This window comes from Sphingomonas ginsenosidimutans (genome assembly GCF_002374835.1).
In the GTDB taxonomy this organism is placed as follows: Bacteria; Pseudomonadota; Alphaproteobacteria; order Sphingomonadales; family Sphingomonadaceae; genus Sphingomonas; species Sphingomonas ginsenosidimutans.
Window position 1 is genome coordinate 112,937 of the sequence record NZ_NWVD01000007.1, and the last position, 23,091, is coordinate 136,027.

The 23,091-nt window shown below is 68.1% G+C and carries 23 protein-coding genes; 13 read left to right on the forward strand and 10 right to left on the reverse strand.

Annotation, left to right across the window (positions count from 1 at the left end; genetic code table 11):
* Window positions 1–133: 133 nt before the first annotated feature.
* The 3 genes from rpoD to COA17_RS14380 all read right to left on the reverse strand — a co-directional run bounded on the left by rpoD (window position 134) and on the right by COA17_RS14380 (window position 4,770).
* Window positions 134–2,161, reverse strand: coding sequence for an RNA polymerase sigma factor RpoD (rpoD, locus tag COA17_RS14370; RefSeq protein WP_096613375.1), 2,028 nt, complete (start codon window positions 2,159–2,161; stop codon window positions 134–136).
* Complete coding sequence (gene dnaG / locus COA17_RS14375; RefSeq protein ID WP_096613377.1) at window positions 2,161–4,071, reverse strand: DNA primase; 1,911 nt, start codon at window positions 4,069–4,071, stop codon at window positions 2,161–2,163. Before dnaG ends, rpoD begins: the two co-directional genes overlap by 1 nt.
* 246 nt (window positions 4,072–4,317) lie before the next feature.
* Window positions 4,318–4,770 carry a GatB/YqeY domain-containing protein gene (locus COA17_RS14380; protein ID WP_096613379.1) on the reverse strand — a complete coding sequence of 151 codons (453 nt, stop codon included), beginning with the start codon at window positions 4,768–4,770 and terminating at the stop codon, window positions 4,318–4,320.
* Window positions 4,771–4,877: 107 nt separating this feature from the next.
* On the opposite strand from COA17_RS14380, the gene carA reads away from it, so the two are divergent.
* The 4 genes from carA to COA17_RS14400 all read left to right on the forward strand — a co-directional run bounded on the left by carA (window position 4,878) and on the right by COA17_RS14400 (window position 10,787).
* Window positions 4,878–6,044, forward strand: a complete 1,167-nt coding sequence (gene carA, locus COA17_RS14385; protein WP_096613381.1) for a glutamine-hydrolyzing carbamoyl-phosphate synthase small subunit — start codon at window positions 4,878–4,880, stop codon at window positions 6,042–6,044.
* A 69-nt stretch (window positions 6,045–6,113) separates the two neighbouring features.
* Entirely contained in the window at window positions 6,114–9,446 is a 3,333-nt protein-coding gene (gene carB / locus COA17_RS14390; protein ID WP_096613383.1) for a carbamoyl-phosphate synthase large subunit, read from the forward strand.
* A gap of 76 nt (window positions 9,447–9,522) precedes the next feature.
* Window positions 9,523–9,999, forward strand: coding sequence for a transcription elongation factor GreA (gene greA / locus COA17_RS14395; protein ID WP_066488257.1), 477 nt, complete (start codon window positions 9,523–9,525; stop codon window positions 9,997–9,999).
* 11 nt (window positions 10,000–10,010) lie between these two features.
* Entirely contained in the window at window positions 10,011–10,787 is a 777-nt protein-coding gene (locus COA17_RS14400; protein ID WP_245857835.1) for an APH(3') family aminoglycoside O-phosphotransferase, read from the forward strand.
* 40 nt (window positions 10,788–10,827) lie between these two features.
* Here COA17_RS14400 and COA17_RS14405 read toward each other — a convergent pair whose 3' ends face one another.
* The 5 genes from COA17_RS14405 to COA17_RS14425 all read right to left on the reverse strand — a co-directional run bounded on the left by COA17_RS14405 (window position 10,828) and on the right by COA17_RS14425 (window position 12,861).
* Entirely contained in the window at window positions 10,828–11,058 is a 231-nt protein-coding gene (locus COA17_RS14405) for a DUF4170 domain-containing protein (protein ID WP_066488252.1), read from the reverse strand.
* Between the two features lie 206 nt (window positions 11,059–11,264).
* Window positions 11,265–11,714, reverse strand: a complete 450-nt coding sequence (locus COA17_RS14410; protein ID WP_096613458.1) for a hypothetical protein — start codon at window positions 11,712–11,714, stop codon at window positions 11,265–11,267.
* Between the two features lie 11 nt (window positions 11,715–11,725).
* Window positions 11,726–12,040, reverse strand: coding sequence for a DUF3618 domain-containing protein (locus COA17_RS14415; RefSeq protein WP_096613387.1), 315 nt, complete (start codon window positions 12,038–12,040; stop codon window positions 11,726–11,728).
* Window positions 12,037–12,366 (reverse strand): phage holin family protein, encoded by a 330-nt coding sequence (locus COA17_RS14420; protein WP_096613389.1) that lies wholly within the window; start codon window positions 12,364–12,366, stop codon window positions 12,037–12,039. The genes COA17_RS14415 and COA17_RS14420 overlap by 4 nt, the downstream gene beginning before the upstream one ends.
* A 3-nt stretch (window positions 12,367–12,369) precedes the next feature.
* On the reverse strand, window positions 12,370–12,861 hold the full coding sequence (locus COA17_RS14425) for a hypothetical protein (RefSeq protein ID WP_096613391.1): 492 nt from the start codon (window positions 12,859–12,861) through the stop codon (window positions 12,370–12,372).
* A 149-nt stretch (window positions 12,862–13,010) separates the two neighbouring features.
* Between COA17_RS14425 and eno the strand changes: the two genes are divergently transcribed.
* Window positions 13,011–14,294 (forward strand): phosphopyruvate hydratase, encoded by a 1,284-nt coding sequence (gene eno, locus COA17_RS14430; protein WP_096613393.1) that lies wholly within the window; start codon window positions 13,011–13,013, stop codon window positions 14,292–14,294.
* Between the two features lie 44 nt (window positions 14,295–14,338).
* Window positions 14,339–14,653, forward strand: coding sequence for an FtsB family cell division protein (locus tag COA17_RS14435; RefSeq protein ID WP_066706211.1), 315 nt, complete (start codon window positions 14,339–14,341; stop codon window positions 14,651–14,653).
* Between the two features lie 55 nt (window positions 14,654–14,708).
* Here COA17_RS14435 and rpoH read toward each other — a convergent pair whose 3' ends face one another.
* Window positions 14,709–15,611, reverse strand: a complete 903-nt coding sequence (gene rpoH, locus COA17_RS14440) for an RNA polymerase sigma factor RpoH (protein ID WP_066488244.1) — start codon at window positions 15,609–15,611, stop codon at window positions 14,709–14,711.
* Window positions 15,612–15,683: 72 nt separating this feature from the next.
* Window positions 15,684–16,631 carry an RluA family pseudouridine synthase gene (locus COA17_RS14445; RefSeq protein WP_096613395.1) on the reverse strand — a complete coding sequence of 316 codons (948 nt, stop codon included), beginning with the start codon at window positions 16,629–16,631 and terminating at the stop codon, window positions 15,684–15,686.
* A gap of 22 nt (window positions 16,632–16,653) precedes the next feature.
* Here COA17_RS14445 and COA17_RS14450 point away from each other — a divergent pair, with 22 nt between their 5' ends.
* The 7 genes from COA17_RS14450 (at window position 16,654) to COA17_RS14480 (ending at window position 23,033) form a co-directional block, all read left to right on the forward strand.
* Window positions 16,654–17,109 carry a M67 family metallopeptidase gene (locus tag COA17_RS14450; RefSeq protein WP_096613462.1) on the forward strand — a complete coding sequence of 152 codons (456 nt, stop codon included), beginning with the start codon at window positions 16,654–16,656 and terminating at the stop codon, window positions 17,107–17,109.
* Between the two features lie 8 nt (window positions 17,110–17,117).
* Window positions 17,118–17,768, forward strand: coding sequence for a histidine phosphotransferase family protein (locus tag COA17_RS14455; RefSeq protein ID WP_066484450.1), 651 nt, complete (start codon window positions 17,118–17,120; stop codon window positions 17,766–17,768).
* Between the two features lie 83 nt (window positions 17,769–17,851).
* A complete protein-coding gene (locus tag COA17_RS14460) occupies window positions 17,852–20,164 on the forward strand; it encodes a chemotaxis protein CheA (RefSeq protein WP_096613397.1) in 2,313 nt (770 codons plus the stop codon).
* Window positions 20,161–20,604: a chemotaxis protein CheW gene (locus COA17_RS14465; RefSeq protein WP_070321583.1), complete on the forward strand. Its 444-nt coding sequence runs from the start codon at window positions 20,161–20,163 to the stop codon at window positions 20,602–20,604. The genes COA17_RS14460 and COA17_RS14465 overlap by 4 nt, the downstream gene beginning before the upstream one ends.
* Window positions 20,605–20,682: 78 nt before the next feature.
* Entirely contained in the window at window positions 20,683–21,048 is a 366-nt protein-coding gene (locus COA17_RS14470; protein WP_066491826.1) for a response regulator, read from the forward strand.
* 33 nt (window positions 21,049–21,081) lie between these two features.
* Entirely contained in the window at window positions 21,082–22,152 is a 1,071-nt protein-coding gene (locus COA17_RS14475; protein ID WP_245857824.1) for a chemotaxis protein CheB, read from the forward strand.
* Window positions 22,149–23,033 (forward strand): CheR family methyltransferase, encoded by an 885-nt coding sequence (locus COA17_RS14480; protein WP_096613401.1) that lies wholly within the window; start codon window positions 22,149–22,151, stop codon window positions 23,031–23,033. The genes COA17_RS14475 and COA17_RS14480 overlap by 4 nt, the downstream gene beginning before the upstream one ends.
* The last annotated feature ends 58 nt before the right edge of the window (window positions 23,034–23,091 follow it).

Here is a 23,091-nt window from a genome sequence, read left to right on the forward strand (position 1 = left end):
TCCGGCACCGAAACGGCAGGATTCTGCCGCTGCAAGGCGGAGGTTGGCGCGCTGCACGCGGAAGGCCCCAGCTTTCGCTGAGGCGACGTGGGCGGGACGTTGCCAATAGCGCCCCACGAGGGAGCGCCCGGCGTTACTGGTCGAGGAAACTGCGCATCTTGCGGCTGCGCGACGGGTGCTTGAGCTTGCGCAGTGCCTTCGCCTCGATCTGGCGGATGCGTTCGCGCGTCACGCTGAACTGCTGCCCGACTTCCTCCAGCGTATGGTCGGTGTTCATGCCGATCCCGAAGCGCATGCGCAGCACGCGCTCCTCACGCGGGGTGAGGCTGGCGAGGACGCGGGTGACGGTTTCCTTCAGGTTCGCCTGGATCGCGGCATCGACTGGGATGACCGCGTTCTTGTCCTCGATGAAATCGCCCAGGTGCGAATCCTCCTCGTCGCCGATCGGCGTTTCGAGGCTGATCGGCTCCTTGGCGATCTTCATCACCTTGCGCACCTTCTCCAGCGGCATGGAAAGGCGCTCGGCCATCTCCTCCGGGGTCGGCTCGCGGCCCTGCTCGTGCAGGAACTGGCGGCTGGTGCGCACCAGCTTGTTGATCGTCTCGATCATATGGACCGGGATGCGGATCGTCCGCGCCTGATCGGCGATCGAGCGGGTGATCGCCTGGCGGATCCACCAGGTCGCATAGGTGCTGAACTTGTAGCCGCGGCGATACTCGAACTTGTCGACCGCCTTCATCAGGCCGATGTTGCCCTCCTGGATCAGATCCAGGAACTGCAGCCCGCGGTTGGTGTATTTCTTGGCGATCGAGATAACGAGGCGCAGGTTCGCCTCGACCATCTCCTTCTTGGCGATACGCGCCTCGCGCTCGCCCTTCTGCACCATGTTCACGATGCGGCGGAATTCGGCCAGCGCCATGCCGGTCTGTTGCGAAATCTCGCTGATCTCGGTGCGGATGCGGTCGACCGCGCCCGCTTCGTTGGTGGCGAAGGCGGTCCACTTCTTGTCGAGGCCGTTGACCGCGTCGAGGAAGCCCTCGTCCAGCTCATGGCCCATGTAGCGGTCGAGGAAGTCCTTGCGCGCGACCTTGTGCCGCTCCGCGAGGCGCAGCATCTGCCCGCCCAGCGCGGTAAGGCGCCGGTTATAGCTGTACAGCTGGTCGACCAGATATTCGATCTTGGTCTGGTGGAACTGGACGCTCTCTACCTCGGCGGTCAGGTCCTCACGGAGCTTCTGGTACTTGCGCTCCTCGGCCGCCGACAGCTCGGCGCCCGCGGCCATGGATTCCAGCCGCGATTCCTGCATCTTTGAGAATTTGCGGTAAATCGCGGTGATATTGGCGAACTTCTCCAGCGCCTGCGGCTTGAGCGTCTCCTCCATCTGCGCGAGGCTGAGCGTATTGTCCTCCTCGTCGTCGTCGGACGGGCGCGGCGTGCGACGCTCGGTCAGCTCGTCGTCCTCGTCGGCGGACGCCTCTTCCGGCTCTTCCTCCTCCTTGAACTGCGGGCCGGTCGCCGACGCGCTGATCTCGCCGCTGTCGTCCTCGGCGCCCTCGACCTGCTCGGCCGACGGCCCCTTGGACAGCATCGCGTCGAGATCGACGATCTCGCGCAGCTGCATCGTGCCTTCGTTCAGCGCGGTCGACCAGTCGATGATCGCGTTAAAGGTGATCGGGCTTTCGCACAGCCCCAGGATCATCGTGTCGCGCCCGGCCTCGATCCGCTTGGCGATGGCGATCTCGCCCTCGCGCGACAGCAGCTCGACCGCCCCCATCTCGCGCAGGTACATGCGGACGGGATCGTCGGTGCGGTCGATCGTCTCCTTCTTCTTCTCGACGACCGGCGCACTGCCGTCTTCGGTCGAATCGGTGGTATCGACCTCGTCGTCGTCGGCGCGCTCCTCGCTCTCGCCGTCCTCGCCCTGCTCCTCGTTCTCGACGATGTTCACGCCCATTTCGTTGAGCGCGGACATGATGTCTTCCAGCTGGTCGGACGACATCTGGTCCTGGGGCAGGGCCTCGTTCAGCTGGTCATAGGTGATGTAGCCGCGCTTCTTGGCACGGGCGATCAGCTTCTTGACGTTCGCATCGTTGAGGTCGATCAGCGGGGCATCGGCCACTTCCGCGCCATCGTCCGCCCCGCCACCGTTCATCTTCGCCATCAATCGTCCTCAAGTCCAAGCGCGCGGGCGTCTTCGTTTGCCTGCACGAGATTTGCAAGACGCTGGTCCAGCGCCCGCTGTTCGTTCACCAATGCCACCTGCCGCTGGAACGCCTCGTCGGTGAAGCGTTCCATCATCGCTGAGGTGGCCTCCGCCAGAGCCGCATCCACTTCCGGTCGCGTCACCAGGATCGCGATCGCCTCGTCCAGATCCTCACGCGCCTGCTTCGCATCCGCATCGGCGCGGGTGAACGAGTAAGGCATCGCATCGGCACGCAGCAGATCATGGGCGATGGTGTCGAAACCGGATTGCGCCAATATGGTGACAAGCCGCCCGCTATCAAGCGGCGCGGCGCGCGTGTCGGCCAGCGCGACGTCCACCACCGCCTCGAACACTCGCCCCAGCGCGCCATCGGCCAGCTTCAGCGAGCCGAGCACCTCCATATGGCGCGCGATCTCCGCGGGGTGGCGCAGCAGCCCGGCGACGACCGCCTTCGACAGGATCGGGTCGATCCCGCCCGCGGCGCGCAGGCGGCGCGCGTCCTCGGTCACGGGGGGCAGGGGCGGGGTCCACTTCTGTCCCGGCCCTCTCTGCTCCGACCGGCGCTGCCCGATCGGATAGAAGGGCTGGCGCTGCTGGAAGGGCTGGCGGGTGCGGGCGAACTGTTCGTCGAAGCGGTGGCGGAATTCGGCCTGATATTCGGACTTCACCGCCGGATCGGCGATCGACCCGGCAAGATCGGACAGCCGCCGCTTCAATCCCGCGCGCTGTTCCGGGGTGGTGAGCGGTTCGGCGGCCAGTTCATGCTTCCATAACCGGTCGACCAGCGGTTCCGCCTCGCGCACCAGTGCCTCGAACGCGGGCTTGCCCTTGGCGCGCATCAGGTCGTCGGGATCCTCACCGTCGGGCAGGGTGACGAAGGCGAGGCTGCGGCCGGGTGCCAGCATCGGCAGCGCGCGATGCGCGGCGCGGATCGCGGCCTTCTGCCCGGCGCCGTCGCCATCGAGGCACAGGATCGGCACGTCGACGACGCGCCACAGCCGTTCCAGCTGGTGTTCGGTCAGCGCGGTGCCCAGCGGCGCAACCACCTCGCCGACGCCGCCCTGCGCCAGCGCGATCGCATCCATATAGCCTTCGACCACGAACAGCCGGTCGGCCTTGCGCGCGGCGGGCGCGGCGCGCTCGAGATTGTAGAGCGTGCGCCCCTTGTCGAACAGCGGCGTGTCGGGGGAGTTGAGATATTTCGGCTCGCCCTCCCCGATGATTCGCCCGCCGAACGCAATGACGCGCCCGCGCGGATCGCGGATCGGGATCATCAGGCGGCCGCGGAACCGGTCGTACGGCTCCTTGCCCTCGACCTGGATCAGCAGCCCCGCCTCGACCAGCATGGCGTCGCCGAAATCCTTGAGCGCGGCGCGCAGGCGACCGCGCGAATCGGGCGAATAGCCGAAGCCGAACGCCTGCGTCGTCGCCGCCGAAACACCGCGGCGTTCCAGGAGCGCGCGTGCCGCCGCGCCCTCGATCCCGCCGAGCTGCTGGGTGAAGAAATCGGCGGCGGCCTGCATGACGTCGTGCAGCGACTTTGCCCGTTCGGCCCGCTGCGCGGCGCGCGCGTCCTGTTCGGGCATGTCGAGGCCCGCGGCGGCGGCGAGCTCCTTCACCGCATCGATGAACGGCAGCCCCTGATGATCGGTCATCCAGCGGATGGCATCGCCATGCGCGGAACAGCCGAAGCAATGGTAGAAGCCCTTGTCGTCGTTGACATAGAAGCTGGGCGTCTTCTCGTTATGGAAGGGGCAGCAGCCCTTCATCTCGCGCCCCGCGCGGGTCAGCTTCACCGTTTTTCCGACCAGCGCGGACAGCGAGGTGCGCGCACGCAATTCGTCGAGGAAGGCGGGGGTGAGGCTCACGCGCGATTGTAACCCGCCCTGTCACGGGGGGGTAAAAATTGCAATGATTCTGTTTGCGCGAAGCCGCGAAGGAAAGGGGGATGGGGTTCGCGCAGAGGCGCGGAGGGGCAGAGATGTCGCGCCTGCCGCGCCAATCCGAGCCGCCTTGGCAACTCTCTCGGACGCACCGTCGTGAAGGGAGGTGCGATGACGCGCGGAGCCACCTCTCCGGGCCTCCGCGCGAACCAACCCTTCCTGTTCTACAAATCAGGCCAAAGCCGCCTTCACCAGCCCGCTCGCCTTGCTCATGTCGAGCGTGGTGGCGTGGCGGGCCTTCAGTTCGGCCATCACGCGGCCCATGTCCTTCATGCCGGATGCGCCGAGGTCGGCCTTGATCGCCTCGATCGCCGCTTTCGTCTCCTCCTCGCTCATCTGCGCGGGCAGGAAACGTTCGATGACCGCGACTTCGGCGGCCTCCGCCGCGGCAAGTTCGGCGCGCCCGCCCTGTTCGTACATGGCGATCGATTCGCGGCGCTGTTTGACCATCTTCTGAAGGACTTCGATCACCAGCGCATCGTCGTCCGCGGGGGCGCCGCCGGTGCGCGCCTCGATATCGCGATTCTTGATCGCGGCCTGGATCAGGCCGATCGCGGCGCGGGATTCCTTGTCGCCCGCCTTCATGGCGGCGATCTGGGCTTGCTTGATGTCGTCTCGAATCATGTCGACCGCGATAGCGATGCTGGACGGTTGACGCGAGGGGGTCGGGTGTCTAGCGGGCGGGGCTTAGCGACATTGCTGCAAACCAACCTGAGGAGTGCTTGCCGACCATGGCCGAGCCGGACATTTCGCGCGTCCCGCAACCGGAGGGTGCCACCGGCGTCCTCGTCCTGGCCAATGGCGAGGTGGCGTGGGGCCGTGGCTTCGGCGCTGCCGGCGCGGCGGTTGGCGAGGTGTGCTTCCACACCGCGATGACCGGCTATCAGGAGATCATGACCGATCCGTCCTTCGCGGGGCAGATCATCACCTTCACCTTCCCGCACATCGGCAACGTCGGCGCGAACCCGGACGATGTGGAGGCCGACGATCCCCACGCGCTGGGGATGATCGTGCGCGAGGATCCGACCGCGCCGTCGAACTTCCGGGCGATGGAGAACCTCGACGGCTGGATGAAGCGCCACACGCGCATCGGCCTGGCCGGGATCGACACGCGCGCGCTGACGCGCCGCATCCGCACCGGCGGCGCCCCCAATGGCGTCGTCGCGCATTCGCCCGATGGCACGTTCGACCTGCCGGCGCTGCTTGCGATGGCGCGCGGCTGGCCGGGGCTGGAGGGGATGGACCTTGCCCGGCAGGTGACGCGCGAGACGCACGGCACGTGGGAGGGCGGCATCTGGCGGCTCGGCTTCGGCTATGGCGCGGGTGAGGGCGGCGCGCGGCCGCATGTCGTCGCGATCGATTACGGCAGCAAGCACAATATCTTCCGCAACCTTGTTCAGGCAGGGGCGAAGGTGTCGGTGGTGCCGGCCGAGGCGACCTTCGACCAGATCATGGCGCTGGCGCCGGACGGCATCTTCCTGTCGAACGGCCCCGGCGACCCGGCGGCCACCGGCGAATATGCCGTGCCAGTGATCCGCCAGTTGCTCGATACCGGCAAGCCGCTGTTCGGCATCTGCCTGGGCCACCAGCTGCTGGGCCTCGCGGTCGGCGCGAAGACCACCAAGATGTTCCAGGGCCACCGCGGCGCCAACCACCCGGTCAAGCGGCTCTCCGACGGCGCGGTTGAGATCACCAGCATGAACCACGGCTTCGCGGTGGAGCGGGAAAGCCTGCCCGCCAATGCGCGCGAGACGCATGTGTCTCTGTTCGACGGATCGAACGCGGGGCTGGAGCTGACCGATCGCCCGGCGTTTTCGGTGCAGTATCACCCGGAAGCGTCGCCGGGACCGCAGGACAGCTTCTATCTGTTCGAGCGGTTCGTGGGGGCGTTGCGATGAGGCAGTCCCTCTGCCTCCGCCATCCTAACTAGACGCGAACGGTCGTCGCACTGAATTTGCAGGACTGACATGCCCAAACGCACCGACATCTCCTCCATCCTCGTCATCGGCGCCGGGCCGATCGTCATCGGTCAGGCGTGCGAGTTCGATTATTCGGGCACGCAGGCGATCAAGGCGCTGAAGGAAGAGGGCTACCGCATCGTCCTGGTCAATTCGAACCCGGCGACGATCATGACCGATCCCGAGCTGGCCGACGCCACCTATGTCGAGCCGATCACGCCCGAGGTGGTCGCCAAGATCATCGAGGCGGAGCGGCCCGATGCGGTGCTGCCGACGATGGGTGGGCAGACCGCGCTCAACACCGCGCTGGCGCTGTTCCGCGACGGCACGCTGGAGAAGTTCGGCGTCCAGATGATCGGTGCCGATGCCGATGCGATCGACAAGGCCGAGGACCGGCTGAAATTCCGCAACGCAATGGACAAGATCGGGCTGGAATCGGCCCGCTCGTCGATCGCGCATACCGAGGCGGAGGCGCTGGCCGGGCTGGAGAAGGTCGGGCTGCCGGCGATCATCCGCCCCAGCTTCACGCTGGGCGGCACCGGCGGCGGCGTCGCGTACAATCGCGAGGAGTTCATCGAGATCGTCCGCAAGGGCCTCGACGCCTCGCCCACCACCGAGGTGCTGATCGAGGAATCGCTGCTCGGCTGGAAGGAATATGAGATGGAGGTGGTCCGCGACCGCGCGGACAATTGCATCATCATCTGTTCGATCGAGAATGTCGATCCGATGGGCGTCCACACCGGCGATTCCATCACCGTAGCGCCCGCGCTGACGCTGACCGACAAGGAATATCAGATCATGCGCAACGCCAGCATCGCGGTGCTGCGCGAAATCGGCGTGGAAACAGGCGGTTCGAACGTCCAGTTCGCGGTCAATCCGAAGGACGGCCGGCTGATCGTGATCGAGATGAACCCGCGCGTGAGCCGCTCGTCGGCGCTGGCGTCCAAGGCGACCGGCTTTCCGATCGCCAAGGTCGCGGCGAAGCTGGCGGTCGGCTATACGCTCGACGAGATCGAGAACGACATCACCGGCGCGACCCCGGCCAGCTTCGAACCGACGATCGATTACGTCGTGACCAAGATCCCGCGTTTCGCGTTCGAGAAGTTCAAGGGCGCGCAGGCGACGCTGGGCACCGCGATGAAGTCGGTCGGCGAGGTGATGGCGATCGGCCGCAACATCCACGAATCGATGCAGAAGGCGTTGCGCGGGCTGGAGACCGGCCTGTCCGGCTTCAACCAGGTCGACCGGCTGGTCGGCGCGCCGCGCGCGGAGATCGAGGCGGCGCTGGCGTCGCCGACGCCCGACCGGCTGCTGGTGGCGGCGCAAGCCCTTCGGGAAGGCTTCACCGTCGCCGAGGTGAACGCGATCGCCAGGTTCGATCCCTGGTTTGTCGAGCGTCTCGCGGAGATCGTCGCGGCCGAGGCCGAGGTGATGAAGCAGGGTCTGCCCATCGACGCCGCCGGGATGCGCCGGCTGAAGGCGATGGGCTTTTCCGACAAAAGGCTGGCGTGGCTGGCGCTGCAATCGGCGAACCTGCGCGGCATGGAACGCGGGATCGCGCGCGGATCGGGGCTGATCCACGAAGCGGTCAAGGCGATGACCGGCGGCGTGACCGAGGAAGAGGTGCGCGAGCATCGCGTCAAGCTGGGCGTGCGCCCGGTGTTCAAGCGGATCGACACCTGCGCCGCGGAATTCGACGCCAGGACGCCGTACATGTATTCGACCTACGAAGCGCCCAGCTTCGGCGAGCCGGAGAATGAGGCGCAGCCGTCCGACCGGCGCAAGATCGTCATTCTGGGCGGCGGGCCAAACCGGATCGGGCAGGGGATCGAGTTCGACTACTGCTGCTGCCACGCCTGCTTCGCGCTGGCGGACGCGGGCTATGAGACGATCATGGTCAACTGCAACCCGGAAACGGTGAGCACCGACTATGACACGTCCGACCGCCTATATTTCGAGCCGCTGACCGCCGAAGACGTGCTGGAGATCCTGCACGTCGAACAGCAGTCGGGCGAGTTGGTCGGTGTGATCGTCCAGTTCGGCGGGCAGACTCCGCTGAATCTGGCGCGCGCGCTGGAAAAGGCGGGTATCCCGATCCTGGGCACCAGCCCGGACGCGATCGACCTGGCCGAGGACCGCGAGCGGTTCGCCGCGCTGGTAAACAAGCTGCGCCTGTTGCAGCCCGCCAACGGCATCGCGCGCAGCCGTGACGAGGCGCTCGCGGTCGCGAACCGTATCGGCTACCCGGTGCTGATGCGCCCCAGCTATGTGCTGGGCGGCCGCGCGATGGAGATCGTCGACAGCGACCAGCAGCTGGACGACTATATCCAGACCGCGGTGCAGGTATCGGGCGATGCCCCGGTGCTGATCGACCAGTATCTGCGCGACGCGACCGAGGTGGACGTCGATGCGATCTGCGACGGCGACGACGTGGTCGTCGCGGGCGTGCTCCAGCATATCGAGGAGGCCGGGGTCCATTCGGGTGACAGCGCCTGTTCGATCCCGCCCTATTCGCTGCCCGCGGAGATCATCGCCGAGATCGAACGGCAGGCCGAGGCGCTGGCGCGCGGCCTGAACGTCGTCGGGCTGATGAACATCCAGTTCGCGGTGAAGGACGGCAAGGTGTACCTCATCGAGGTGAACCCGCGCGCCAGCCGCACGGTGCCGTTCGTCGCCAAGGCGATCGGCGCGCCGATCGCGAAGATCGCCAGCCGCGTGATGGCGGGCGAGAAGCTGTGCGACCTGCCGCCGATCGATCGCAACATCGATTATTATGCGGTCAAGGAAGCGGTGTTCCCGTTCAACCGCTTCCCCGGGATCGACCCGGTGCTGTCGCCGGAAATGAAGTCCACCGGCGAAGTGATGGGGATTTCGACCGATTTCACCACCGCCTTTGCCAAGTCGCAGCTGGGCGCGGGCACCGTCCTGCCGACCGAAGGCGCAGTGTTCGTCAGCGTCAAGGATGGCGACAAGGCCGCGATCGTCCCCGCGGTGGAGGCGCTGGTCGCGGCCGGCTTCACCATCGTGGCGACCGGGGGCACCGCCGATCACCTGTCGCGCGCCGGCCTGCCGATCGAGCGGGTGAACAAGGTGGCTCAGGGACGTCCGCATATCGTCGACCGGATCAAGGACGGCGGCATCGCGCTGATCTTCAACACCACCGAAGGGTGGCAGAGCCTGAAGGATTCCCAGCCGATCCGTGCTTCCGCGGTGAACGGGAAGATTCCCTATTTCACCACCGCATCGGCGGCAGTGCAAGCGGCCGAGGCGCTTCGGACCGCAACGACCCGCAAGCTTGAAGTGCGGCCGCTGCAGTCTTATTATTCACGGCCGCACGACTGATCCCCCACATGTTTGGATGGTGCGGGCGGTCCTCAGGGAGGGGGCCGCTCGGGGAAGCGTTTTTGAAGGATAAGCGATGGCGACCGTCGAGAAGATGCCGATGCTGCAGGAAGGCTATGAGAAGCTGACCGCAGACCTGAAGCGCCTCAAGATCGAACGCCCGCAGATCGTCGATGCGATCGAGGAAGCGCGTGCGCACGGCGACCTTTCGGAAAACGCCGAATATCACGCCGCCAAGGAGCGGCAGGGCCAGGTAGAGGCGACGATCGCCGATATCGAGGACAAGCTGAGTCGCGCGCAGATCATCGACCCGCGGGATCTGTCGGGCGACAAGATCGTGTTCGGCGCGACCGTCACGCTGATGGACGAGGACGACAAGCCGGTCCGCTACCAGATCGTCGGCCAGACCGAGGCGGACGCCAAGAGCGGGCGGATCAGCTACAATTCCCCGCTCGGCCGCGCGCTGATCGGGCGCAGCGTCGACGACGAGGTGGAGGTGTCGGTGCCGGCGGGCGACCGTTACTACCTCGTGTCGAAGATCGAGTTCATCTGACGCGCCATGTCCTGCCGGCGTCGTGGGACGCCCGGCTCGCCGGATATGAATGGTATCGCGACGGCGCGGGCGAATCCGGCGGTGTCATCCACCGCCTGACGCGCGCCGGTGCGCCGTCGCTGTACCTGAAACATGGCACCGATGCGGTCGCGGCGGCGATCGTGGACGAGGCGGTCCGACTGCGCTGGTTGCAGGGGCGCGTCCCTGCGGCGCGGCCGGTCGCCTTCGCGGACGAGGATGGCGCCGCCTGGCTGTTGACCATCGGTGTGGCGGGCCGGACCGGGGATGCGTGGCTGGATCACGATTCGGCGCTGCTGCCCGTGATCGTCGCCGCCTTCGCCGGGTTCCTGACGCAGCTTCACGCGCTGCCAGTGGACGATTGCCCGTTCGAGGCCGGCGCCGCGCTGCGGCTGGCGGCCGCGCGGCGACGGGTGGGGGCGGGGGAGGTGGACGTCGAGGATTTCGCCGACGATCACCTCGGCTGGGATGCCGAACGGATGCTGGCGCATACCGAGGCGCTGTACGATCCCGACCTGCACCAGCGCGTCGTGACGCACGGCGACTTCTCGCTCGGCAACCTGTTGATGGACGAACGCGGCCACGTCACCGGCTGTATCGACGTCGGCCTGCTGGGCGTGGCGGACCCGTATCAGGATATCGCGATCCTGTGCGCCAATCTGGGAGAGCTCGACCCCGCAGCGGAGCGCGCGTTCCTCGATGCGATCGGCGTGGCGTCACCCGATCGGCAGCGGATGGCTTTCCACCGCTGTCTCGACGAACTGTTCTGACCGACCCCTCCGGTTCGCGTTGCGGAGGGGCCGGTGCGCCTCACTGCGCCGGCTTGGCGAGCAGATCGGGTTCCAGCAGGCGGTGCAGATGCACCACCACATATTTCATCTCGGCATCGTCGACGGTGCGCTGCGCCGCCGCGCGCCACGCCTTTTCGGCGCTGGCATAGTCCGGGAAGATGCCGACCACCTCGATCGAGGACAGGTCGTTGAAATCGAGCGTACGCGGATCGTTGACGCGCCCGCCGAACACCAGATGCAATTTGCTCATGCGCGGTTCCTGAGGGAGGGAAGGATCGCAAACACGGCTGGCAGCGATCGACCCGTGACGGAGAAAAGGAGATCGCGCCGGGCGTATGCCGCCGGTGCGATCTCCTCTCCCGTATAGCGAGGCGACGTGCTGCCCGACGTCGCTTGTGTCGGCCGCTCTACCGCGAAGCGGCGCGGGTTTGAAGTCCCGCGCGCCGTTGCGTGCGTTCAGGCGCCCTTGACCTTTTCCTTGCTCGCCTGCGCCGCCGCAGTACCGGCCGATGTGGCCGCCTTCACGACGCCCTGGAGCAGCGACTTGGCCTGATCCTTGGCCGCGCCCTTGCTGAGGCCAAGCTGGTCGAGCTCGGCGCGCCCGGCCTCCTTCGCGGCGGCAAGCCCGGCGACCGCCGCGGCGGCTACCTTGCGCCCGACCGGGGCGAGCAGTTCCTTTTCGCGCTGTCCGCGCGGCACGACCAGCGCGACCAGCGCGCCGAGCGCCATGCCGCCGACGACGACGCCGAGTGGGTTGGTTTCCAGCGTCTGGACCGTGACCTGCGCCGCGTCGCTCGCCTTGTGACGCGCGGTTTCATACGCGCTGGACGCCTTGTCGGCGGCGGTGTCGATGCCGTCGCGGATGCGCCCGTGGTGCTCTGCCTGGGTGTCGTGGTGATCGGTCATCATCGGTTCCTTCATCGGCCGTGAACGGACGAACGTTTGATGGAGAGGAGCGGTTTCCGCTTGGCGGGGCGCGCGAACAGGGCGGCAATGCGCTTTCGGTTGAGCGCCGCCAGCAACACCGCCGCGGCGCCCGCGACGGCGACCGGATTGCGGCGCGCGACCGCGACCGACGCCTGCGCGGCACGGCTGCCGCTCTCGCTGACCTCGCTCACCGCGCGGCGCGCGATGCGCTCTGGCGCGAGCTGGGTCTGGAGCGTTTCGACCGTGCTGGTCAAACGCTGCCGTGCCGCCTCGGCGCGGGCCTGTGCCGCCGCGACGTCGCTCATCGCGACAGCCTCGTCACGCCGGCGTAACCCAGAGCCGCCGCGACGGCGAGTGTCACGCCGACCACGACGAGCGTCGCAAAGCCCGGTCCGATCAGCGTCGCGAGCGATACGATCAACCCGACCAGCAGCGCGATCAGCGCCGCCACCGCGAGCACCCCGGCAACCGCGAAATAGATCGCCGCCGCCTTGTAGCGCGCCGTCATGTCGCCGACCTTTGCCTTGGCAAGCGCGATCTCGGCCTGCGCAACCTCGCGCGCGTCGCTGGTCAGGCGCGCGAAGAGATGCGGGATGCTGTGATCCTCCAACAGCGGTTCGCGAAGCCCCATGGATCAGGCGTCGCGGTGGTCAAGACCGGAGGACAGCAGGCGCGCGACGACGAAGCCGATCCCGGCGGCAACGCCGACCGCGACCGCGGGACTTTTCTTCACCAGTTCGCGGACGTCGGCGACCAGATCGTCGACGGTCTTGGCATCGATCGAACTGGACAGCCCCTGGACGCGATCGGCGGCCTGACGCGCATATTGGCCGTATTGCTCGCCGATCTTCTCGTCCACCTGTGCGGCGGCGTCGTTGAGCATGGTCGACAGCTGGCCCAGCGCGCTCGTGGCGCGGGCCTTGCCATCCTCGGCATACAGCCGCGCCTTGTCGGTGGCCTGTTCGCGACCCTTGGCGACATTGTCCGCCAGCGTCTGCCGCGCGGTGGCGAACGTGCCGCCCGCCGTCGGCTCCGCCGCCGGGGTATCGCCGACGGGGGCGGTCACCGGCCCATTTTCGATATTGCTCGTCGAAGGCGCCGTGTCGTGATCGTGTTGCTCGGCCATGATCCATTCCTTCCCAGGTCGAAACGAACAAACCCGACGATGGCATGTCGGGTTCCCGTGTCGTGCGCCATCGCGTTGCGGCGGCGCACCATGCCCGCTAGAGGCGGAACGCGCTGCCGCTCCCGGCAAACAGATAAGGGGATCGTTTCGTGACCGCAATCATCGACCTGCACGGCCGCCAGGTCATCGACAGCCGCGGCAATCCCACCGTCGAGGTCGACGTGCTGCTGGAAGACGGCAGCTTCGGTCGCGCGGCAGTGCCCTCGGGCGCGTCCACCGGCGCCCACGAAGCGGTCGAGAAGCGCGACGGCGACAAGAGCAAGTGGGGCGGCAAGGGCGTCGAGATCGCGGTCGACGCGGTCAATTCTGACCTCGCCGAGGCGCTGATCGGCCTTGATGCCGAGGATCAGATCGAAATCGACCGCGCGATGATCGCGCTGGACGGTACCGAGAACAAGAGCCGGCTGGGCGCGAACGCGATCCTGGGCGCCAGCCTGGCGGTGGCGAAGGCGGCGGCGGATGCGCGCGGGTTGCCGCTGTACCGTTACGTCGGCGGGGTCGCGGCGCATGTCCTGCCGGTGCCGATGATGAACATCATCAACGGCGGCGAACATGCCGACAACCCTATCGATTTCCAGGAATTCATGATCATGCCGGTCGGCGCGCCGACGCTGGCGGATGCGGTGCGCTGCGGCTCCGAAATCTTCCACACGCTCAAGAAGGGCCTGCACGACAAGGGGCTGGCGACCGCAGTGGGCGACGAGGGTGGCTTCGCGCCGAACCTGGCCAGCACCACCGATGCGCTGGACTTCATCATGAAGAGCATCGAGGCGGCCGGCTACACCCCCGGCGACGACGTGATGCTGGCGCTCGATTGCGCCGCGACCGAGTTCTTCAAGGACGGCAAGTACGTCATTTCCGGCGAGAACCTGACGCTGGAGCGAGGCGCGATGGCCGATTACCTCGCCGATCTGGTCGCGCGCTACCCGATCCTGTCGATCGAGGACGGCATGGCCGAGGACGATTTTGAGGGGTGGAAGGCGCTGACCGATGCGGTCGGCGGCAAGGTGCAGCTGGTCGGCGACGATCTGTTCGTGACCAATCCCAAGCGGCTGACGATGGGGATCGAGAAGGGGCTGGCCAATTCGCTGCTGGTGAAGGTCAACCAGATCGGCACGCTGACCGAGACGCTGGAGGCGATCCGCATCGCAGAGCGCGCGGGTTATACCGCGGTGATGTCGCACCGCTCGGGCGAGACCGAGGATTCGACGATCGCCGACCTGGCGGTCGCCACCAACTGCGGCCAGATCAAGACCGGCAGCCTTGCGCGGTCGGACCGGCTCGCCAAGTACAACCAGCTGATCCGCATCGAGGAGGAGCTGGGCGACGTGGCGCATTACGCCGGCCGCGACATCCTGCGGCGGCGCGGCTGATGGCGCTTGCCAAGGGCATGGCGGCGCGCGACAGTCGCGGTGCCATGCCCCGCAAGCCCCATCCGCTTAAAGCCACGCTGCGCCGCGCGCTCGCGCCGGCGATCTTCATGGCGGTGCTGGTGTTCTTCGGCGCCTATGCGGTGCTGGGGCCGAACGGCGTGCTGGCGCTGGGCGACTACAAGCGCCAGCTGGCACAGCGCGAGAAGCAATATGCCACGCTCGACCAGCGGCGCGCGATGCTGAAGAACCGCGTCACCCTGCTCGATCCGCGCCATGCCAACCCGGACATGGTCGACGAACTGGTGCGCAAGGAACTGAACGTCGCGCACCCGGACGAGGTGATCGTCCCCCTGAAATGAACAAGGGCGGCCCGCCGGGACCGCCCCATTCGTTCTTGCCGGGGGGTCGTGCCGCTCAGGCGGTCAGCAGACGCTTCTCGCCCGCCAGCCGCATCATCGCGCGTTGCAGCTTCTCAAATGCGCGCACCTCGATCTGACGAACGCGCTCGCGACTGACGCCATAAACCTGGCTCAGCTCCTCCAGCGTCTTGGGATCGTCGGTCAGCCGCCGCTCGGTCAGGATGTGCTTCTCGCGGTCGTTCAGGTCTTCCATCGCGGACACGAGCATGTCGTGGCGCACGTCAGCTTCCTGCTGGTCGGCGACGACGCTGTCCTGCAGCGGCGAATCATCGGCAAGCCAGTCCTGCCACTGGCCTTCGCCATCCTCGCGCATCGGGACGTTCAGCGACGTGTCGCCGCCCATCGCCATGCGGCGATTCATGCTGACCACGTCCGCCTCGGTCACCCCCAGGTCGGTGGCGATCTTTTCGACATCCTCGGGGCGCAGGTCGCCATCCTCGAACGCGTCAAGGCGCGCCTTCATCCGGCGAAGGTTGAAGAACAGCTTCTTCTGCGCCGCGGTGGTGCCCATCTTCACCAGCGACCAGCTGCGCAGGATGAATTCCTGGATCGACGCGCGAATCCACCACATCGCATAGGTGGCGAGGCGGAAGCCGCGATCCGGCTCGAACTTCTTCACGCCCTGCATCAGGCCGATATTGCCCTCGGAGATCAGCTCCGACACCGGCAGGCCGTAGCCACGATAGCCCATCGCGATCTTCGCGACGAGCCGCAGGTGCGACGTCACCAGCTGCGCCGCGGCGTCGGTGTCGCCATGTTCCTGGAACCGCTTGGCGAGCATATATTCCTGCTCTGGCGCCAGGATCGGGAATTTCTTGATCTCGGAAAGGTAGCGATTGAGGCTTTGCTCCCCGCCAAGGGCAGGAATCGTCGCCGGGACGTTGCTGCGGGTTGCCATGATCCTTTGTCTCCCTTCCTCGCGGAGAACGCCGGGCCGCCCTGATGCGGCACGATCCGGCGTGGTCCGAACCTATACGACAAGCTGACTGAACAGTTCCTGCATGTCTGCCGGCATCACGCTTTCGAACGACAAAGCGTGGCTTGTGATCGGGTGGATGAACCCGAGCCGGGCGGCGTGCAATGCCTGGCGTCGGAAATCCAGGGTTTCCAGAACGCGCTTGTGAGCCTGTTTTGTTCTACCATAGACTGGGTCGCCCAGCAAGGCATGGCCGATCGACGCCATATGGACGCGCACCTGGTGCGTGCGCCCGGTTTCCAGCCGGCATTCGACCAGCGCCGCTTCGCGCAGCAGCTCCAGCGTGCGATAGTGCGTGACCGCGCGCTTGCCGCCGGCGACGATCGCCACCTTCTTGCGATTGTGCGGCGAACGGGCCAGCGGCGCATCGACGGTGCCGGCGGGCGGCACCGGGCGCCCGCCGACGATCGCGCGGTAACGCCGGTCGATCGTATGCGCGGCGAACTGCTTCGCCAGTCCTTCGTGCGCGCGGTCGGTCTTGGCGGCGACCATCAGCCCCGACGTATCCTTGTCGATACGGTGGACGATCCCCGGTCGCGCCACCCCGCCGATGCCCGACAGCGACCCGTCGCAGTGATGCAGCAGCGCGTTGACCAGCGTGCCGTCGAGATTGCCCGCGGCCGGGTGGACGACCAGCCCCGCCGGCTTGTCGACGACAATCAGATGCTCGTCCTCGAACGCCACGACCAGCGGGATGTCCTGCGCTTCGTTATGCGCCGGGGCGGGGGCGGGCACCGCGACCGCAAACGCCTCGCCGCCGCGCGACTTGCGCGATGGGTCGCGCACCGCCAGCCCGTCCTGCGAGACATGACCGGCATTGATCAGCACCTTCAGCCGCTCCCGCGAGAGCGTCGGCACCGCATCGGCCAGCGCGCGGTCGAGCCGCCAGCCGTCGGCGGCCGGCGCGATCGTCGCTTCGATGATGGAAACCCCCCGGTTCATTGTCCTGTGGTAGATGGCGACGATGATCGGTATTTCAATCGCGCACCGCAACGAACTGATCGCGCTGGCGCGGGCCAGCCCGGGGGAGGTGTGCGGGCTGCTGCTGGGCAGCGGCGAGCGGATTGCCGCGATCATGCCGTGCGCGAATGTCGCGGACGATCCGGCGACCCGCTTCGAACTCGATCCGCGCGCGCTGATCGCGGCGCATCGCGCGGCGCGCGGCGGCGGGCCGCAGGTGATCGGCCATTATCACTCGCACCCGTCGGGCCGGGCGGAGCCGTCCATGCGCGATGCCGCGGACGCGGCGCCTGACGGCAGCATCTGGATCATCGTCGCGGGGGATGAGGTGACGGCGTGGCGTGCGGTGGCGGCCGGTGCGATGCACGGACGCTTCGCTGCGGTGACGCTTGCCACATTAGGTTGCGAAGGCGGCGGGCAATCGCCACAAGGCGGCCATCCTGCGACGTCCTCAAGGTAAATTCACCCATGACCATCAGCCCGGTCGACTTCGCGAGCCTGTTATGCTCGCGCTTGTGCCACGACCTCCTGTCGCCGATCGGCGCGATGAGCAACGGGCTGGAACTGCTGGCCGATGAAACCGACCCGGCGATGCGCACCCGCTGCCTGGAACTGCTCAGCGAAAGCGCGCGGGCGTCGGCGAACAAGCTGAAGTTTTTCCGCCTGGCGTTCGGCGCGGCGGGCGGCTTCGGCGAGCGGGTGGACATGCGCGAGGCGCGCGGCGCGGTCGAGGGGCTGCTGGCGGAGAACAAGCGGCTGACGCTGCAATGGGCGGTGGAGGAAGCCGAGCTGCCCAAGGCGGCGGTCAAGGTACTGCTGAACCTGGCGCTGATCGCCGGCGATACATTGGTGCGCGGCGGCACGGTGACGATCGGGACCGAGGAAGGCGAGCATACGACCGAGATCGTACTGCGCGCGGAGGGGCCGCGCGTGATCCTGGACCCGGACCTGCGCGCCACGCTGACCGACGGATCGGGCGGCGAATCGGTGACGCCGCGTGCGGCCGCCGCGTTCCTGGTCCATGCGATCGTCGCGGATGCCGGCGGATCGGTGATGGTCACCGATCCGGTGGACAACACGCTGCTGTTCGGTGCGACGCTGCCGTCGCGGTTGGCGTGACGAAACCGGGGTTACAGCCGCGGTAAAGGCGGTCTTAACCCCCACCATGCCAGGACCGGAGCGAACGGACGCGACGGGACCGCATGGACGACCTTCTTCAGGAATTCATTGCCGAAACGCGCGAGACGCTGGAGGCGCTCTCGGGTGAGATCGTGGGGTGGGAGGCCGACCCGCGCGACCGCGCGCGCCTGGACGCGATCTTCCGCTTCGTCCATACCATCAAGGGTAGCTGCGGGTTCCTGGACCTGCCACGGCTGGCAAGGCTGAGCCACGCGGCAGAGGACACGCTGGCATCGGTGCGCAGCGGCGAGCGCATGCCCGACGCCGCGTTGGTCAACGCGATCCTGGCGATCATCGACCGCATCGGCGAGATCGTGGAGGCGATCGATGCCGATGCCGCCGTGCCGGAGGATGGCGAGGAGGCGCTGATCGCGGCGCTGGAAAATGGCACGCCGGTGGAGGCGGTGCCGATTGTCGACGTCGCGCCGAGCGTGCCGGCGAACGGCGATCGCCGCGCGGCGAGCGGGCCGCGTGCCGGCACCCGATCGGTGCGGCTGTCGGTCGACCTGCTCGACCGGATGATGAGCGGCGTGTCCGACATGGTGCTGGCGCGCAACCAGCTGGGCCGGCATTTGCGCCAGATCGACGACCCGCGGCTGGAGGCGATGCTGGAGCGGCTGAGTATCTCGGTCGACGACCTGCGCGATATCGTGACGCGCACCCGGATGCAGCGCGTGGAAGGGCTGTTTTCCGCGCTGCCGCGGCTGGTGCGCGACGCCGCCCATGCCGCCGGCAAGACGGTCAACCTGGTGGTCGAGGGCGGCGACGTCGAGCTGGACCGCGAGATGATCGAGCTGCTGCGCGACCCGCTGGCGCATATGGTCCGCAACGCGATCGACCATGGCATCGAAGCGCGGGCCGACCGCATCCTGTCGGGCAAGCCGGGGGCGGGCGAACTGCGCGTCGTCGCGCGGCAGGCCGGCAACCTCATCATCATCGAGATCGCCGACGACGGGCGCGGCGTGGACGTCGGCGCGCTGGTCGCCAAGATGGCGCTGGCCCAGCCCTCGCGCATCGCGGCGTTGCCCGCGATGGACGAGGACGAGATGCTGGCGCTGGTCTTCGAACCGGGCCTGTCGTCGCGCGATGACGTGACGACGCTGTCCGGCCGCGGCGTGGGGATGGACGTGGTCCGCTCGAACGTCGAGCAGATCGGCGGCCGCATCGCGCTGTCGAACCGTCCGGGGCAGGGATTGACGGTCACGCTGGAGGTGCCGCTGACGCTGGCGATCCTGAATGCGGTGCTGGTACAGGTGGCGGGCACGCGCTTCGCCATCCCGCGCCAGTCGGTGGACGAGATCGTGCAGGTCGGGCAGGGCGGCACGCGCATCGACCGCGTCGGCGGGCATGGCGCGGTGGCGATGCTGCGCGGCGAGAGGCTGTCGATGGTGTCGCTGCCGGAGGTGATCGGCATGGCGCATGGCGCCGCGTCGCCGCGCTATCTGGCGGTGGTGTCGCTGCGCCAAGGGCGGTTCGCGCTGGCGATCGACGCGGTAGACGATACGCAGGAACTGGTGGTGAAGCCCGCCGCGCCGCCGGTGATGCGCGCCGGAATCTATGCCGGGCAGATGCTGCCCGACGACGGCGTGCCCGTCCTGCTGCTGGACTGCGCGGGGATTGCGCAGCGCGCCGGGCTGGTATTCGAGACGGTGCGCGAGCAGGTTGCCGAGACCGCGGTCGCACAGGGTGTGCCGGCGCTGCTGTTCGACGACGTCGACGGCGCGCGACGGATGATCGTTTCCGACGCGGTGGATCGCATCGAACGCATCGAACCGGGCGCGATTCGCGCCGTTGCGGGAGGACTGTGGCTGACCGTCGAGGGGCGGTCGGTACCGGTGTGGAACGCCCAGAACGTGCGGGCCGATACGATCGCCAAGGTGTTGCGCCTGCAACTGGACGGACAGGAACTGGCCTATCCGATCGCCGAGCCGATCGAGATACTGCCGCTGCCCGAGGAGATCGCGCCGGCGCCTGCCGACGCGGGCGGCGGCGCGGTCGCCGGGCTGGTGGTAATCGCCGGCGAGCCGATCGAGCTGATCGACCCGCTGATGCTGTTCACCGATGTGCCGGTCGCCAGCGAGCGCCCGCTGTGCCTGCTGCACGGCAGCCACAGCGCGTGGATGGAGACGTTTCTGAAGCCGGCGATCGAGCAATCGGGCTATCGCGTGGTGCGGACGCTGCCGCCGGGCGAGCGCGCGGCGGTCGCGCTGGCGATCGAGGAGGAGGCGGACACGGCGCCGTGCCCGGCGATCCGGCTAAGCCGGACGCGCGGGCAGCCGCTGTACCGTTATGACCGCGCCGCGCTGGTCGCCGCGCTGAAGGAGCATCGCGCGTGACCGATACCCTGCACCTGATCGCGCATGTCGGCGGTTGTGGCGTGATGTTCAACACCGATCGCGTCGCATCGGTGGTGGAACTGGACCGCGCGGTGCCCGCCCCCGGTGCCGGACCGGCGGTGATCGGGCTGGCGGCGATGCGCAGCCGCGTCGCCACCGTGCTGGACGTGCGCCAGCTGCTGGGCGTGCCGCCGCGGCCCGTGGGCGACGGCGCGATCGGCCATGCCGTGGCGACGATGGTCGACGGGCATCTGTACGCGATCGCGGTCGACATGCTGGAGGATGTCGAGGCGGTGGAGATCGCACCGCGACCGCCCGGGATGGGCGGCGCGTCCGACGCGGCGTGGGATTTCGTGTCCGGCGTGGCCGAACGCGGGCAGGAGACGTTGCTGGCGCTGGACATCGACCGGCTGGTCGCGCGTGCCGGTGCAATCGAATGATCGTCGGCCGCATTAACGCCAAAACAACATGTTATCGGGCATGACGCGCCGGTGTACTGAGTAAGCGGGGACCGCGTCATGAAGACCTGCCTGATCGTCGATGATTCGAAGGTGATTCGGAAGGTCGCCCGCCACATCCTGGAGACGCTGGATTTCGCCGTCACGGAGGCCGCCGACGGCCGCGAGGCACTGGAACAATGCCGGCAATCGACGCCGGACGTGGTGCTGCTGGACTGGAACATGCCGGTGATGAGCGGGATGGAATTCCTGCGCGCCCTGGGTACCGAGACGCTGTCCCACCGCCCCAAGGTCGTGTTCTGTACCACCGAGAACGGCATGGCGCACATCCGCGCCGCGATCGAGGCGGGGGCGGACGAATATGTGATGAAACCATTCGACCGCGAAACGCTGCACAGCAAGCTGCAGATCGTCGGCGTGGCCTGATCCCCCGCCACCACGCCTTTGAGGCAGCCAGACGTGCATAGCTCCCTTCCCATCCCGGATGCCGCCGCCGCTGCCGTGCCGCGGGTCCTGATCGTCGATGATTCGGCGGTGGCGCGCGCGGTATTGTCGCGGTTCGTGACGTCGGAGGACCGCTTCGCGCTGGCCGCCGCGGTGCCGGATGCGCGCCGTGCGCTGGAGTTCCTGTCGCGGGAGCGGGTCGACGTCATCCTGCTCGATCTGGAGATGCCGCATACCCATGGCATCGACGCGCTGCCGCAGCTGATCGCCGCGGGGCAGGGCGCGCGCGTGCTGGTGGTGTCGAGCGCCGCCGCCGATGGCGCCGCGGTGACGATGCGCGCGCTGGCGCTGGGCGCTGCCGACACGCTGGTCAAGCCCGCCGCCGGCGCCTTCGCCAGCCGGTTCGGCGAGGTGTTGCTGGCGCGGCTGGACCTGCTGGCGGCACCGCGGGCGGCGACGGTCGAGGCGCCGCGCCGCGCGATCCACCCGCCCGTGCCGCTGCCCGGGTTCGATGCGATCGCGATCGGCGCGTCCACCGGCGGTATCCACGCGCTGGCGTCGTTGCTGGGCGAAGTCCCCGCCGAGGTGCGCCAGCCGATCTTCGTGACGCAGCATCTGCCCCCGGCCTTTTCCCCCTATTTCGCGGCGCAGGTTCAGATGTCGGCGCGGCGCCCGGCGGCGATCGCCGTCGATCGCACGCGCGCCGTCGCCGGCCGGCTGCTGGTCGCGCCGGGCACCGCGCATCTGACCGTCAGCGGGCGCGGGCCGGAGGATGCGCTGGTGCGCCTGTCCACCGCCGCGGTGCCCACCGGCAACCTGCCGTCGGTCGATCCGATGTTCGCGAGCCTGGCGGCGGTCTATGGCCCGCGGCTGCTGGCGATCGTGCTGAGCGGCATGGGACGCGACGGGCTCGAGGGCGCGCGCGCGGTGCGGGCGGCGGGCGGCACCGTGCTGGTCCAGGATCGCGCGACATCGGTGGTTTGGGGAATGCCGGGCGTGGTGGCGGACGCCGGGCTGGCGCTGGCGGTGCTGCCGCCGGACGCACTGGGCCGGTCGATCGCAGCATCGGCGGATCGTGCCGCATGACCATGGCGGTTCAGCCGATCGATTCGGGATGCGCGCGGCTGCTGGCGGGATTGCTGGAGCAGCGCACCGGCCAGCGGATCGCCCCGAACCGCAGCTGGCGACTGGACACCGCGTTGAAACCGCTGCTGGCGGGGCTGGCGATCCACGACGTGGACGATCTGGCGCGGCGACTGCGCGAGGGCCGTGACGAGGTGCTGGCGGACAAGGTCGTCGACCTGTTGCTGAACCAGGAAACGTCGTTCTTCCGCGACGCCGGGGTGATCGAATCGGCGGCGCAGGCGGTGGCGGTGCCGCTGGCGGCGGGCATGCCGGTGCATATCTGGTGCGCGGCCTGCGCGACCGGGCAGGAGGCGCTGTCGCTGGCGATGCTGTTCGCGGAGCGCAAGGCGGCCGAACGCTGGCCGCGAATGCCAGAGATCATCGGGACCGACGTATCCGCCGCGGCGATCGCCCGCGCGCGGCAGGGCAGCTATTCGCAGTTCGAGATCCAGCGCGGCCTGCCGGTGCGGCGCATGATGGAGTGGTTCGCGCCGGACGGCGACGGCCAGTGGGGCGCCACCCCGGCGCTGCTGAATACGGTCACCTACCGGCGGCACAATCTGGTGGCGGAGCCACCGCCCGCGGGCCGCTATGACCTGATCCTGTGCCGGAACGTCCTGTTCTACCTGGTGCCGCGACTGCGCGAACAGGTGCTGGAGCGGCTGGCCGGCGCGCTGAAGCCGGGCGGGCTACTGCTGCTGGGGGCGGGGGAGACGGTGATAGGCCTGTCCGATCGCCTGCGCCCCAGCCGCCGCCTGCGCGGCTTCTACGAGGCGACGGGATGCCCATCCACGGCGCCGGGCGGTGCGGCGGAGGTGGCGCGAGAGGCGCAGTCGTCATAAGGAGATCGCTCGCACGGCGAAGACGCGGGGGATTGCGGGCGTGATCGGACGGATACGG